The organism is Parasedimentitalea huanghaiensis, from assembly GCF_009753675.1.
GTDB lineage: Bacteria > Pseudomonadota > Alphaproteobacteria > Rhodobacterales > Rhodobacteraceae > Parasedimentitalea > Parasedimentitalea huanghaiensis.
In genome coordinates, this window is sequence record NZ_WQLV01000013.1 from 73,632 (window position 1) to 87,054 (window position 13,423).

Here is a 13,423-nt window from a genome sequence, read left to right on the forward strand (position 1 = left end):
CTTGCCGTTGATATAGCCTAGGCCAAGTCGTAGGTTAAGCTAATGCAAGACAAGCAATTACCCATTCAAAACGTGTTGGTCAGATTAACTGGGCAAATTATGAAACGGCATATGGCGTTGCTGATTCTGTACCCGACCTAATTATTGCCTTGGCGTCCGACGACAAAAATACGTCTATGTCAGCGGCGCACGCGTTGTGGTGTGGCCTATGCCACCAACACGCTTATGTTTCTTCAGCAGCGCTCCCTAGCTACCCGTTTTTTTGCTGGAAATTCACAAAACAGCCGATGTCGAATTATCAATCGAGATTCTAGATATTCTTTGTGATTTCGCACTATGCTCGCATCCCAAATTTCCGACCCAATCTTCCCGAGAGTTGGAATGGCGAACACAACTGCGTCGAGATATGACACAGGATCAGTCCTATTTTAGTTTGCTTTTTGACAATGAGGATGAGGTAGTTGTTGGTTTGGCTAAGGACATCGTTGGATACATTTTAGCAGAAGAACTCCCGTAAGGGCTTGCCTAATCCTACTAGAGACTGATCACATCCAATGACTAGCTTGTATCCACCAAAAAACCACCTACCCTACCCCACATCATGAAAATCGTCCGCAACACACCTCAGCAACTGATCATCGCCAACAAGCCCTGGCTGATTGGCATTGCCTTGATCATGTTTATTCTGGCCTTTGTCGGCGCCGGACTGCTGGTTGCAACTGAGGAACCTCTGTTTGGCATTCCTTTTGGATTGTTTGGCGGCGGCATCGGTGCGGTCTGTTTTGTCGCCTTTGTGCGTCGGGTGCAGGTGATCTTTGACTGCTCCAGCAATCTCATCACCATCCGCAAGCAATCACTTTATGCCTATAGCGAAGAAACCCACCCCCTGTCACAGTTGAACAAGGCGGTGTTGGAAACCACGGTCTCGTCGATGAACAACGGCAATGCCAGCACCATGTACCGCCCTTCGCTCGATATCGGCGGCACCCTACATCCGATGGTCACCAGCTATACCAACACCCGTGGCCCCGCCCGGCTGGTCAACGCCGTAAACAAGTGGCTCAAGGCGGCCCCGCTTGACTCTGGGACCGAACAGGCGTAACGCCTCCTCCAACATCCGGGAGAGCTCTAATCTTCCGGTCCCTGCTTGTACCAGGGATCGCCCCCCACCAGCGTGTTACGCCCGTGGGGGCAATTGTGTATGGACCATTTGCTCCCTATCTATAGGGGCGCCACGACTGAAACCGGCAAAGGAGCCCAAGAGGCATGTTTGAAAATCTATCCGAACGCCTATCCGGTGTCTTTGACCGGCTGACCAAACAGGGCGCCCTAAACGAAGAAGACGTCAAAACCGCCCTGCGCGAAGTCCGTGTTGCCCTGCTAGAGGCCGATGTCTCGCTGCCCGTTGCGCGTGACTTCATCAAGAAAGTGCAGAGTGAAGCCACCGGTCAGGCGGTCACCAAATCGGTGACCCCCGGCCAGCAGGTTGTGAAAATCGTGCACGATGCGCTGATTGCCACCCTGCAAGGTGATGGCGATCCCGGCCAGCTGAAGATCGACAACCCACCTGCCCCCATCCTGATGGTTGGCTTGCAGGGGTCGGGTAAGACCACCACCACCGGTAAGCTGGCCAAGCGCCTGAAGGAACGAGACGGCAAACGGGTGCTGATGGCCTCGCTTGATGTCTATCGCCCGGCGGCTATGGAACAGCTGGCGGTTCTGGGCAAACAGCTGGGTGTTGACACGCTACCGATTGTAGCCGGACAAAAACCCGTCGACATCGCCAAGCGCGCCAAGCAACAGGCCTCTTTGGGGGGCTACGACGTCTATATGCTGGATACCGCGGGTCGTCTGCACATCGACGAGCTGCTGATGCAAGAGGTCGAGGACGTCCGCAATGTGGTCGAGCCTCGCGAGACGCTGCTGGTGGTCGATGGCCTGACTGGTCAGGTCGCGGTCGAGGTTGCACAGGAATTCGACGACAAAATCGGCGTGTCGGGCGTTGTGCTGACCCGGATGGACGGGGACGGACGCGGCGGTGCGGCCCTGTCGATGCGCGCTGTCACCGGCAAGCCTATCCGCTTTGTCGGTATGGGCGAAAAGATGGACGCGCTCGAAACGTTTGAGCCTGACCGTATCGCCGGCCGTATCCTTGGCATGGGTGACATCGTCGCGCTGGTTGAAAAGGCCCAAGAAACCATCGAGGCCGAACAGGCTGAAAAGATGATGAAGCGCATGATGAAGGGTCAGTTCAACATGAACGACCTGCGCACTCAGCTGGAACAAATGCAGCAAATGGGCGGCATGGAAGGCATGATGTCGATGATGCCCGGCATGGGCAAAATGGCCAAGCAGGTCGAAGAGTCCGGGTTTGACGACAAAGTGCTGAAACGCCAGATCGCGCTGATCCAGTCGATGACCAAGAAAGAACGCGCCAACCCCAAGCTGCTGCAGGCCAACCGCAAAAAGCGGATTGCGCGCGGTGCTGGCATGGAAGTGTCCGACCTGAACAAGCTTCTGAAAATGCACCGCCAGATGGGCGACATGATGAAGAAGATGGGCAAGATGGGCAAAGGCGGCATGCTCAAACAAGCCATGAAGGGTATGATGGGCAAAGGCGGCGGCATGCCCGGCGCTGGCGACATGGGCGGCATGGATCAGGCCGCACTGGAGGCTGCTGCCAAACAGATGGGTGGCAAACTGCCCGGTCTGGGTGGCGGCATGGGGCTGCCTCCGGGTCTAAGCGGGTTTGGTAAAAAGAAATGATCACCTGTACGCTGACATACGAAATTGACCCCAATCAGGTCGACGCTTTTGAAGCGTACGGCCGGGTATGGATTGGGCTGGTCAATCGTTTCGGCGGCACTCATCACGGGTATTGGCTACCCCATGAGGGCGCCAACGATATCGCCTATGCCAAGTTCTCGTTCCCGTCTCTGACAGCCTACGAGGCCTATCGCATAGCTTCAATGGATGATGCCGACTGCCAAAAGGCGTTTGCCTTTGCTCAGCGCACCGGCTGTATTCGCCGCTACGATCGCAGCTTCACCCGTCCGGTACTGGACGCCCTGCCTATCGAAGCGCTCGAGGATCTGGCCTGATGCAAATCCCCACAATATCAACCCCACGTCTGACGCTGCGCGCGCCCGAAGCCGGTGATTTCCCGGACTTCGCCGCCTTTTATGCGTCTGATCGGGCGAAGTTTGTGGGTGGTCCGGCAACCGAAGAGCAAAGCTGGCGCATGCTGGCAACCGAGTTGGGCCACTGGCCCCTGCGTGGTTATGGCCGTTGGGCTGTTGAAGAAACCGCGACCGGAAAACTGGCGGGCATCATTGGGTTGTGGAACCCCAATGGCTGGCCCGAGCCCGAATTGGGCTGGGACCTGATGAACGGATTTGAGGGCAAAGGCTATGCAACCGAGGCCGCCTTGGCCGCGCGCGAATATGCCTATGGCACTCTGGGTTGGACCACCACCATCAGCCTTGTTGCACCGGCCAACGATGGCTCCCGTGCTGTCGCCAAGCGCATGGGCGCGACATTCGAGGGCATGTTCGAACACGAGCGTCATGGCACACTGGAAATCTGGCGTCATCCGTCGTCTGATGACCTGACCGATGGTGGAATGGAGGCCTACGCATGACCTCTGTGACGCTGAACATCCCTGTTGTGGAAACTGAACGTCTGATCCTGCGCGGCCATCGCATGGAAGATCTGGACGCGATGGTTGAATTCTTCGCCGGGGATCGCAACACCTATGTCGGTGGCAAGATGGACCGTTCGGATTGCTGGCGCGCTATGCTGCGCGGCATGGGCCACTGGGCCATGCGCGGCTATGGGCTATGGCACATCGAAGAAAAGGCAACTGGCAAGGCGGCTGGCTGGGCAGGAATTCTGCACCACATCGACTGGCCAGAAGCCGAGCTGGCCTATGCCCTGTTCGAGGGCTTTGAGGGCAAAGGTTTTGCCATTGAGGCTGCGACAGCTGCCCGCGATTACGCGGCACATAATTTTGACATTGATGCACCCGCCAGCCTGATTGCCCCGGCCAACAACCGATCGTTGGCGCTGGCTAAGCGCATGGGTGCCACCTACGAAAAAGACGCCGTTGTGTTGGGTACCGCCTGCCAAGTCTGGCGTCACCCAAGCTCCCTGATCCAAGCGGGGACATCGTAATGCCAGCACAGAACATCCCCACCATCGAAACCAACCGCCTGATCCTGCGCGGCCCCGAGGCCGAGGATTACCCGGACTTCAAGGCCACGTTCAGCTCGTATCGTGCGCGTTTCATGGGCGGCCCGTTGAACACCTATGAAGCCTGGATGCTCTATGCCGCTGAAATCGGCCACTGGCAGATCCACGGATTTGGTATGTGGATGATCCATGATAAGGCCACGGATGAGACCTACGGCATGGCAGGCGGCTGGATGCCCGCTGGTTGGCCGGAGCGTGAAATCGCCTGGATCATCTGGCCCGATGCGGCTGGTCGGGGCTACGCGCTAGAGGCAACTCATGCCGCGCGCAACTACTTCTACAACCAGCAAGGCTGGGATGGCGCGGTTAGCTATATCGACCCCAAAAACCTGGACTCGATCCGCCTTGCGGAACGTCTGGGCGCGACCAAGGACAAAGACGCCAATACCATTGACGGCAACGACGCGGTCTACCGCCACCCTTCAGCTGACGTGCTGAAGGACAGCCAGATCGCACATGGCATCGAGATGGAAATCAGCCACTACGCCGACCCGCTGTTCAAACCAAAAGGATGGGCCCTTGACTGACAACGTGACACGCGCTGCGGAGATCCTGAAAGGTCACCGCGAAAGCATCGACCGTCTGGATGCGATCCTCGTCTACACTCTGGGCGAGCGGTTCAAGCACACTCAGGCAGTGGGCAAGCTGAAAGCAGAACACGACCTGCCGCCCTCAGACCCATCCCGCGAGGCGACGCAGATTGCCCGTCTCGAAGATCTGGCCAACCGCGCCGATCTCGACCCCGAATTCGCCAAGAATTTCCTGAACTTCATCATCACCGAGGTGATCCATCACCACAAGAAGCACCAGGAATAACCAACGTAGGGTGTGTGCTTGCACGCACCGCACCACGACAACCAAGAATGCCGGTGGAAATACCACCGACAAAAGCCTTTAAAGGAGATACTCTCATGGCTATGAAAATTCGTCTCGCCCGTGGCGGTTCCAAAAAGCGTCCTTTCTATCGCATCGTTGCGGCTGACAGCCGTATGCCTCGCGATGGTCGCTTCATCGAAAAGCTGGGCACCTACAACCCGCTGCTGCCGAAAGACAGCGAAGAGCGTGTAAAAATGGACATCGAGCGCGTTCAGTACTGGATCTCCAAAGGAGCACAGCCAACTGACCGTATCGCACGCATGCTGGAAGCAGCTGGCGTTCGCGAGAAGGCCGAGCGCAACAACCCTAAAAAGGGTACTCCTGGCAAGAAAGCCGTTGAGCGCGCTGAAGAAAAAGCTGCCAAGTCTGCTGAAGCAGCCGACGCGGAATAAGAACATGGCATTGCGGGGATCTGAGTTTTCCGAGGATTTCCGCAGCCAGCTTGATCTGCTGATGCGGCTCCGGCGCGATGTGCGCCAGTTCCGCAGCACACCGGTGGATGAGACAGTGCTCACGCGCTGTCTCGACGCCATCCGCCTCGCCCCCTCTGTGGGGCTCAGCGAACCCTGGCGCATCTTGCGCATCAACAGCGAGACGGCCCGCGCCGCCGCTTTGAAGAATTTTGAGGCCGCCAATGCCGACGCCTTGGCAGGCTACTCGGGCGAAAACGCCAAAATCTATTCGCAGCTGAAACTAACCGGCATGCAGGACGCCCCCGTCCAGCTGGCGATCTACTGTGACGACTCGACCACCAAAGGTCGCGGTTTAGGCGCAGGCACCATGCCAGAAATGCGCCGCTATTCTGTCGTCACCGCCATCACCCTGTTTTGGCTATCCCTACGCGCCGAAGGATTGGGGCTGGGCTGGGTGTCGATCCTGGATCCTGAACAGCTGAACCGTGACCTGAATGTGCCTGATGACTGGCAATTGATCGGCTACTTCTGCCTGGGCCACCCAGAAGAAACTTCCGAGACCCCGGAGTTGGAGCAAAAGGGCTGGGAAACCCGTCAAGACAATCTAAAGATTGAACATCGATGAGCCTGCTATTTCGTCCCCTTCGCACCTTGATGATGTTAGCCTTTGCATTTGCTGCCGGGATCGGGTTTGACCGCATCAAACATTCAGAACGCTGCCAAATTGCAGGCGGTAGTGTATTGGCAGGACTCTGCACAGGAGAAGACAATGACTGACCTGATCTGTATTGGCGCTGTGGCCGGCTCATTTGGGGTGCGCGGCGAGGTCCGCCTGAAAAGTTTTTGTGCTGTGCCCGAAGACATCGAGAGCTATTCCCCGCTTAAATCGGAAGACGGCAGCCAGAGCTTCTCTGTCTCGCTGACCCGTGTCACCAACAACGGGTTTGTTGCCATTCTGGGCGGCATCGACACCAAAGAACAGGCTGATGCCATCAAGGGGCTGCGCCTGTTTGCACCGCGCGACGCCCTGCCCCTCCTGCCCGATGACGAGTATTACTATACTGACCTGACCGGCCTGGAGGTCTTTGACACCGGCGGCACTCGGCTGGGGCAGGTAAAATCAGTGGAAAATCATGGCGCCGGCGACCTGCTTGAAATTCACGGACCGGGATTGAAGGATACTGTCCTGCTGCCCTTTACACTGGCCGCAGTGCCAACGGTAGATCTGGAACAGGGACGCATCATCGCGGATCCGCCTGACGGGCTCTTCTAACATGGCACCCGCACCACAGGATGCCAGTACATGCGACTGATCCTCTATGCGGGGTTTCACAAAACCGGAACCAGTTCGGTCCAACGCGCTTTCACAAAACAAAGCCTTGCTGGACCCTTTTGTCCGGGTCCTGATGAAGCAGGCCGCAACTCAGGTTCACCCAGATATCGACATGTCTTTCTATTTTTCTACTCGACCAAAAGAGGCTTGGTTGCGCAGCAGCTATGCCCAACACCTGCGCGCGTCGGACCTGACGACGGATGAAGGTGACTACGTGAAAACCCACCAAACCTCTGCTGAGTTTGCGCCCATTTTGGACAGAGTTCAGGCCATGGCAGCCCCACATTCGGTTACCAGCGTTTCGCTGGAATCGTCCCAACAAGGTGAAAATGGCCCACTGGGGCCCATCCTGGACCTATTGGGAGTCCCGCAATCCCTGCGACATAAGTTAACCCCGGTGCCCCCCACCAACACGCGGTTGTCAAAGGCACTTCAGCAAAAACTGCTTGAAATAAACGGTTCGCCCTTGCCGTACAAAGAACGCCACCAACAAAAGCAGTCCCTGATTGCAGGCTGGCATGAATGATCAATTCAGGCTATGCCGCAGGCCACTTGGAATCCTCTGGATCACCTGAACCCCAACACGGTTGTGATTGTCCCGACAGTCCAGCCCTTCAAAAACCGGCAGCAAACTGATGAGCGACACCCCATCAAAGTCCCACGGTCGCAAGGCCATCCGCCCATCGCTGAAACCACGAGAGCTGATGACGCCGACGCCGGATCTGGTTGGGGTGTGGAAAGCCAAAATCCTGACGCTGTTCCCCACCGCCTTTCCCGGTGTGTTGGGCGAAAGCCTGACCGGCAAGGCGCTGCAAGAAGGGTTGTGGCAGTTGGAAACCGTGGATCTGCGCCAGTTCGGGCTAACCAAGCACCGCAATGTCGATGACACCCCGGCCGGGGGTGGCGCTGGTATGGTGTTGCGCCCTGACGTGTTGGGCAACGCCATCGAACACGCCATGGAGGGCGTGCAGGGCAATCACCCACTGATCTACCTCACTCCGCGCGGAAAACCGATGGATCAGGCGATGATGCAGAACCTGGCCCGCGCTGATGGTGTCACCCTGCTCTGTGGTCGTTTTGAAGGTGTCGATGAACGGGTGCTGGAGCATTACAACATTCAGGAAGTCTCGCTCGGTGATTTTGTGATGACCGGCGGAGAGCTGGCCGCGCAGGCTTTAATCGACGCCACCGTCCGGCTGATCCCCGGCGTGCTGGGCAATCAGGCCTCAACTGAAGAGGAGAGCTTTGCCTCGGGCCTGCTGGAGCATCCGCAATACACCCGCCCCGCCGAGTGGAAAGGCCGCAAGATCCCGGATGTTTTGATGTCCGGCCATCACGGCAATGTCGCCAAATGGCGGCACCAGCTGGCGGAAGAGATCACGCAGGAACGTCGCCCAGATTTGTGGGAGGCTTACCTGAAGTCAAAGGAGACTAAGAGTTCTTAGTTTTCACCAGTTGGATAAGCGCTGCCTTCATCCTGAGACCCCGCCGCAGCCGAGGCATGGCGGTGGACCCATTTCCAGTTTTCGCCAACCTTGACCAGAGACACAGTCCACCGGATCGGAACCGTTAGGTTCTCACCATCAAGCTCCAGATGGATAACCAAAGTCACCGCAACGGTTGCGGCGGTGCCATGAACAGCGATGTCCTTCCATTGCCATGCAAATTTCTTGGCGGTGGCATCCCGAAAGTTGCGTTCGAACACACTTGCCACTTGCTGCCGTCCTGAACACAGCTCATCCGCACCGGTGCCAATCAACGAGATCCCTTCACCCTCGACAAAAATTGCCATCAGGCGATCCAAATCTTTGGCGCAATAGGCATCGGCGTATTCATCAAGCGTTGCAAAAATCTTGTCTGTTTCGGTCATCCAGTTCTCACTTTTCTATCTCTGATCGCTTGGGTGCAGCATTGACTAAACAGGTTTCACCCCATTTGCTCAATTTGCAAGGTTTTACAGAAGCGAGGGCAGCGAATGACGTATGATCGTGAATTGATCTCCAATGGCAATCCAATGGAAAAAATCGTCGGCTTTAGCCGCGCCGTGCGGGTTGGGCCCTTTATCACAGTTGGCGGCACCGCGCCTGTTGGTGCTGATGGAAAAACGGTTGGCGTCGGGAATGTCGCGGCGCAAACACGGCAATGTCTGGAGGTCATTAAGACTGCTCTGGAACAGGCAGGGTCTGGCCTGCACGATGTGGTGCGCACCCGTATTATTTTAACCAATATCGACGACTGGAAAGCCGCCATTGATGTGCGCAAAGAGTATTTTGCCGATGTACGTCCTGTTGACACAATCATGGCGGTAGACCGCTTTGTGAACCCCGAGTGGCTAATCGAGATCGAAGCAGATGCCGTAATTGCAGGATTTGGCGAAGCTGACGAGTAAGCCTTGCCTCGCAGAATTTGCATTTAGCCCCACCTGCTCGTCTTGTTTGAGCGCGAGAGACAGAGCTGGCAAAGGTAAGTGCGAACTTAGGAACGTTTCATAGGTTTGCAAATGAACCCTTCATTGGTGAGTTCAATATCGTAGTCATCTTGAAGGTTCTTAACTAACGACATTTCAAAATCGACACCGACCACAAAAACAGACTCCAAGTCTGGATAGTGATCGTGAATGTTCCAAATGATTTCAGGGGGTGCTGACTGAAGCGTTTTGTAGTTGTCCATGGAAAACAGGGCACTGTTCTGATCGATTTCAGTGCTGCCTTCAAAGCGCGCTCTATTTGACGCGGAGTCTATGATCCAAACAGCCCCAGAAAGTTCGCCCTCATAGTGCTTTTGAAAAATTGCAGATACGTTCATGCGCCCAAAGAAGCGACTAGGTGAGTATACGTCAAGGTGGAACTAGGCATAAAGCGGGTTTCGCAAGATTGAAGCGGGCGGGGATATCAGGAATTGCCGCCCTCGCAATTGCCCCTTGCCACACGTGGCCCGCAGGCCTAAAAGGCGCTGTCTGGAATCACTTTGGTGGCTCCGGGCCGTTTGGTTTTGGAAGCCCATATACTGCCCGATCTTCTTCGGTCACAGCAGCGGGTCGCGAACCAAGATACAGGAATGGACAGATCGAACTCTGGCGGGCGCAAGTTGCGGACCCGGTGAAGACCAAGAGCTCTCGGACTGCATAAATCTTCGTGGGCTACCCACGATCTAAAAATAGGAGTTTGCGATGAACCTGATCGCAGAGCTGGAGGCGGAACAAATTGCCGCCCTGGGACATGACATTCCCGATTTCAAAGCCGGTGACACCATCCGTGTTGGCTTTAAAGTGACCGAAGGGTCGCGCACCCGTGTTCAGAACTATGAAGGTGTCTGTATCGCTCGGAACAACGGCCACGGCATCGCCGGTTCGTTCACCGTTCGTAAGATTTCCTTCGGTGAAGGCGTTGAGCGCGTATTCCCTTTGCACTCGACCAACATCGACGCAATCACAGTTGTACGCCGTGGCCGCGTTCGTCGCGCCAAGCTGTACTACCTGCGTACCCGTCGCGGTAAATCGGCCCGTATCGCTGAAGATACGACCTACAAAGCCAAAAAAGCGTAAGGAGTGGTATCATGAAAAAAGACATCCATCCCGAATACCACACCATCAACGTCAAAATGACCGATGGCACCATCCTGGAAATGCGCTCGACCTGGGGCAAAGAAGGCGACCAAATGGCGCTGGACATCGACCCGTCGGTTCACCCTGCCTGGACTGGTGGCAACACCCGTCTGATGGACGCTGGTGGCCGTGTTTCCAAGTTCAAGAAAAAATACGAAGGTCTGGGCTTCTAAGCATCCCGCCTTTTGCAAGACACCGAAACGCCGCTTCCTTTGGAGCGGCGTTTTTTGTTGGGCGGTCATTTTCGCCAATCCGACACAAATTCGGCCCTAATAAGGGGATTTGACGTCTTTTCATCGATTCCCAGCATAACTATAGTCGCGCCAACACGCGCGCCGAGTGGCGCAGCCAAGAAGGGACTATAAATGGCGCATATCATTGTTGTCGGAAACGAAAAGGGCGGCGCAGGCAAATCCACCGTCTCGATGCATCTGGCAACCGCGCTGGCCCGGCTTGGCCACAAAGTGGCGGCTCTGGATCTGGATCTGCGTCAGCGCTCCATGGGGCGCTATTTGGAAAACCGGCTGGAGTTCATGAAAAAGTCAGGGCTGGAACTGCCAACCGTTGGTTGCCATGATCTGCCCGAAATCGACCCTGAAAGCCTGCAGCCCGGTGAAAACATCTATGACCACCGCCTGTCAGCTGCTGTGGCCGCGCTGGAGCCAGATAACGATTATATTCTAATCGACTGTCCGGGATCACACACTCGGTTGAGCCAGGTTGCACATTCGCTGGCGGACACATTGGTCACACCATTGAACGACAGCTTTGTTGATTTTGATCTTCTGGCCCATATCGACCAGAAGGGCGAGAAAATCCTTGGCCCATCGGTCTATTCGGAAATGGTGTGGAATGCCCGTCAGTTGCGGGCACAGGCCGGGCTAAAACCGATTGACTGGGTGGTGATCCGCAACCGCGTTGGCACCCAGCGCATGGTCAACAAGGAAAAGATGGAACGTGCGCTGCAGATGCTGTCCAAGCGCATCGGGTTCCGTGTTGCCCCAGGGTTTTCCGAGCGGGTGATTTTCCGCGAGCTGTTCCCTCGCGGGCTGACGCTGCTGGACCTCAAGGATATTGGTGTGAAGCAGTTGAACATTTCAAACATCGCCGCCCGTCAAGAGCTGCGCGACATGATGAAGGCGGTCAACCTGCCCGGCGTCGAGGTCGAAATCTAAACCCAAGCAGGTATTTGGGTGCGCCTTATGTCGCGCACCCATAGATCGTATAAAGCTCGATCGGCTGAGCCACGCCGCGCAGCATGTAGCGCCCCAATGACACCAAATCATGTGGCGACGGCTGGGCGGCACGTTGCACCACTTCGGACACAATGATGCTTTGCCCAACCTCGCGGTGCAGACCGGAAATCCGCGAGGTCAAGTTTACTGCAGGGCCGATCACTGTGAAATCCAGCCGGTTTTCAGCACCAATATTGCCATAGAGAATTTCGCCGGCGTGTAGCGCCAGAGTGAACTCTGCCACGGGCAGCTCTTGGTCTGCGCGCTCGATATTACGTTCGGCAATTTTCACACGCAATTCGCTGGCCGCATTCAGCGCCGCAGTTGCGTCTTCCTCGATACTGCCAAGATCAAACATGGTGAGGATACCATCCCCCATGAACTTGAGGATATTGCCCCCATGACACTGGATGGTCGCAACCGCCAGGGCAAAATAGTCGTTCAACATGTCGATCAGTTCAGGGCCGGACAGCTGCTCGGCCAAACGGGTGAACCCTTTGAGGTCAAAGTAACAGATCACCGCGTCGATCTGTTGCGAAGATCCACGCTGGATCTCGCCGGACAACACCCGTCGCCCGGCATCCCGCCCCAGATAGACCTGTAGCAGATCGCTGGCCATCTGACGGTGTGACGAAGATTTCAAAGCCAGCCCCAGATGCGGCAGCAGCCTTCGGAACAGGGCCAGATTCTCTTCCGAGAATCCCCCGTTCTGGTCCGATGTCCAGGACACCATCATGCCCTCTGAGGGTTGGTCAGGATTCATGGGTTCATCGTCCGGCTCGCCAAACAACTGTCGAGTTGCAAAGTAATCCGTCGCACCGGTCGCGTGCAGCTCACCAAGCAAAGGGAAATCAGCCATGTCTTCGGCTTCGAACGACGATCGGAACTCTTCGTTGTCCAGCTGTAGCATCCGGTAGAATGGGCTTCTCAGCCAAGCTGCGATTGGGGCTTCTTGACGTTGAAAATGCTGATGGCTCAGACCTTCGGCACGCGTCCAGCTAAAGCCGATGCCTCCAAATTTTGGGTGATAGGCGCGCTGCGCCAGATGGAACCGCAGCAAAGGGACACCCGCCTGAACCAAACGCTCGCAGTACCCCTTTAGAATTCCCTCGCGACTGATGCCCATGAGCCCCTGCTCGGTTATCCAGGCGATCAGGGGGGTCGCAATCTTATCAATCTCAGTCATTCAGGCCTCAATTCGGTTTGCCCCGATGTGGGCATGCCTACACGCAATTACTACTCCTCGATACCGGACAATTTTCGGAGCAGTCGTCGCAACACTACGGCCTCTTCCTTACTGATACGTGAGGCTAGTTTTTCGTCATAGGTTTTAGCCACAGAACGTAGGTCACGATAGGCGGTTTCACCAGCAGATGTCAGGCTGAGATGTTCAGCACGCCGGTCATTTTCGTCGCGATCACGCGTGATAAACCGGCGTTCCGCCAGTTTTGCAACCGCTCGACTGATTTTTGTCTTATGGATCTTTGCACGTTCGCTGATCTCTTTCGCGGTCAAGCTGCCATAGATCCCAAGGTGGAACAAAACCCGCCATTCGGTGCGCAGCATTCCATATCGGTTCTTGTACTGAGTCTGAAACTCAAGCGAGCTTTCTTCTGCCGCACGGTTCAGAAGGAAGGGCAGGAAGTCCTGCAGGACAAAATCATCTTTTTCACTCATCTTTGTGTCCTATCTCTTGTTAGTTACAAAATCA

General features: G+C 55.9%; 21 protein-coding genes. 17 read left to right on the forward strand and 4 right to left on the reverse strand.

The features are described 5' to 3' along the window. Positions 1 to 601: 601 nt before the first annotated feature. From GO984_RS18085 to trmD, 13 genes are all read left to right on the forward strand, one after another. Positions 602 to 1,102, forward strand: a complete 501-nt coding sequence (locus GO984_RS18085) for a hypothetical protein (protein WP_157023999.1) — start codon at positions 602 to 604, stop codon at positions 1,100 to 1,102. A gap of 164 nt (positions 1,103 to 1,266) precedes the next feature. Further along, on the forward strand, positions 1,267 to 2,766 hold the full coding sequence (ffh, locus tag GO984_RS18090) for a signal recognition particle protein (protein WP_157024000.1): 1,500 nt from the start codon (positions 1,267 to 1,269) through the stop codon (positions 2,764 to 2,766). Then, the gene (locus tag GO984_RS18095) at positions 2,763 to 3,101 is read left to right on the forward strand and encodes an NIPSNAP family protein (RefSeq protein WP_157024001.1); all 339 of its coding nucleotides are present in this window, start codon (positions 2,763 to 2,765) and stop codon (positions 3,099 to 3,101) included. Before ffh ends, GO984_RS18095 begins: the two co-directional genes overlap by 4 nt. Beyond that, a complete protein-coding gene (locus GO984_RS18100) occupies positions 3,101 to 3,640 on the forward strand; it encodes a GNAT family N-acetyltransferase (RefSeq protein WP_167740409.1) in 540 nt (179 codons plus the stop codon). Before GO984_RS18095 ends, GO984_RS18100 begins: the two co-directional genes overlap by 1 nt. Then, complete coding sequence (locus GO984_RS18105) at positions 3,637 to 4,173, forward strand: GNAT family N-acetyltransferase (RefSeq protein WP_157024003.1); 537 nt, start codon at positions 3,637 to 3,639, stop codon at positions 4,171 to 4,173. The genes GO984_RS18100 and GO984_RS18105 overlap by 4 nt, the downstream gene beginning before the upstream one ends. Continuing rightward, on the forward strand, positions 4,173 to 4,778 hold the full coding sequence (locus GO984_RS18110) for a GNAT family N-acetyltransferase (RefSeq protein ID WP_157024004.1): 606 nt from the start codon (positions 4,173 to 4,175) through the stop codon (positions 4,776 to 4,778). The genes GO984_RS18105 and GO984_RS18110 overlap by 1 nt, the downstream gene beginning before the upstream one ends. After that, positions 4,771 to 5,067 carry a chorismate mutase gene (locus tag GO984_RS18115; RefSeq protein ID WP_138163811.1) on the forward strand — a complete coding sequence of 99 codons (297 nt, stop codon included), beginning with the start codon at positions 4,771 to 4,773 and terminating at the stop codon, positions 5,065 to 5,067. Before GO984_RS18110 ends, GO984_RS18115 begins: the two co-directional genes overlap by 8 nt. 95 nt (positions 5,068 to 5,162) lie before the next feature. Next, a complete protein-coding gene (gene rpsP / locus GO984_RS18120) occupies positions 5,163 to 5,519 on the forward strand; it encodes a 30S ribosomal protein S16 (RefSeq protein WP_157024005.1) in 357 nt (118 codons plus the stop codon). Between the two features lie 4 nt (positions 5,520 to 5,523). Further along, positions 5,524 to 6,165, forward strand: coding sequence for a 5,6-dimethylbenzimidazole synthase (bluB, locus tag GO984_RS18125; RefSeq protein ID WP_157024006.1), 642 nt, complete (start codon positions 5,524 to 5,526; stop codon positions 6,163 to 6,165). After that, positions 6,162 to 6,317 carry a hypothetical protein gene (locus GO984_RS23415; protein WP_158980155.1) on the forward strand — a complete coding sequence of 52 codons (156 nt, stop codon included), beginning with the start codon at positions 6,162 to 6,164 and terminating at the stop codon, positions 6,315 to 6,317. Before bluB ends, GO984_RS23415 begins: the two co-directional genes overlap by 4 nt. Further along, positions 6,310 to 6,813, forward strand: coding sequence for a ribosome maturation factor RimM (gene rimM / locus GO984_RS18130; protein WP_157024007.1), 504 nt, complete (start codon positions 6,310 to 6,312; stop codon positions 6,811 to 6,813). Before GO984_RS23415 ends, rimM begins: the two co-directional genes overlap by 8 nt. 46 nt (positions 6,814 to 6,859) lie before the next feature. Next, complete coding sequence (locus tag GO984_RS18135) at positions 6,860 to 7,399, forward strand: hypothetical protein (RefSeq protein ID WP_157024008.1); 540 nt, start codon at positions 6,860 to 6,862, stop codon at positions 7,397 to 7,399. A 109-nt stretch (positions 7,400 to 7,508) separates the two neighbouring features. Continuing rightward, entirely contained in the window at positions 7,509 to 8,318 is an 810-nt protein-coding gene (trmD, locus tag GO984_RS18140) for a tRNA (guanosine(37)-N1)-methyltransferase TrmD (RefSeq protein ID WP_157024009.1), read from the forward strand. Here trmD and GO984_RS18145 read toward each other — a convergent pair. Next, entirely contained in the window at positions 8,315 to 8,743 is a 429-nt protein-coding gene (locus GO984_RS18145) for a nuclear transport factor 2 family protein (RefSeq protein ID WP_138163804.1), read from the reverse strand. The genes trmD and GO984_RS18145 overlap by 4 nt on opposite strands. A 105-nt stretch (positions 8,744 to 8,848) precedes the next feature. Between GO984_RS18145 and GO984_RS18150 the strand changes: the two genes are divergently transcribed. Next, positions 8,849 to 9,262, forward strand: a complete 414-nt coding sequence (locus GO984_RS18150) for a RidA family protein (RefSeq protein WP_157024010.1) — start codon at positions 8,849 to 8,851, stop codon at positions 9,260 to 9,262. 86 nt (positions 9,263 to 9,348) lie between these two features. Here the strand turns inward: GO984_RS18150 and GO984_RS18155 are convergent, their stop codons facing one another. After that, entirely contained in the window at positions 9,349 to 9,678 is a 330-nt protein-coding gene (locus GO984_RS18155) for a hypothetical protein (protein ID WP_157024011.1), read from the reverse strand. A 364-nt stretch (positions 9,679 to 10,042) separates the two neighbouring features. Between GO984_RS18155 and rplS the strand changes: the two genes are divergently transcribed. From rplS to GO984_RS18170, 3 genes are all read left to right on the forward strand, one after another. Beyond that, entirely contained in the window at positions 10,043 to 10,417 is a 375-nt protein-coding gene (rplS, locus tag GO984_RS18160; RefSeq protein ID WP_138163802.1) for a 50S ribosomal protein L19, read from the forward strand. 11 nt (positions 10,418 to 10,428) lie between these two features. Next, positions 10,429 to 10,650: a 50S ribosomal protein L31 gene (gene rpmE / locus GO984_RS18165; RefSeq protein WP_138163801.1), complete on the forward strand. Its 222-nt coding sequence runs from the start codon at positions 10,429 to 10,431 to the stop codon at positions 10,648 to 10,650. A 192-nt stretch (positions 10,651 to 10,842) separates the two neighbouring features. Further along, complete coding sequence (locus tag GO984_RS18170; protein ID WP_138163800.1) at positions 10,843 to 11,652, forward strand: division plane positioning ATPase MipZ; 810 nt, start codon at positions 10,843 to 10,845, stop codon at positions 11,650 to 11,652. Between the two features lie 25 nt (positions 11,653 to 11,677). On the opposite strand, the gene GO984_RS18175 is transcribed toward GO984_RS18170, so the two are convergent. Both GO984_RS18175 and GO984_RS18180 read right to left on the reverse strand, forming a co-directional pair. After that, entirely contained in the window at positions 11,678 to 12,898 is a 1,221-nt protein-coding gene (locus tag GO984_RS18175) for an adenylate/guanylate cyclase domain-containing protein (RefSeq protein WP_157024012.1), read from the reverse strand. Positions 12,899 to 12,948: 50 nt separating this feature from the next. Further along, positions 12,949 to 13,389 (reverse strand): MarR family winged helix-turn-helix transcriptional regulator, encoded by a 441-nt coding sequence (locus GO984_RS18180; protein ID WP_157024013.1) that lies wholly within the window; start codon positions 13,387 to 13,389, stop codon positions 12,949 to 12,951. Positions 13,390 to 13,423: the final 34 nt, after the last annotated feature.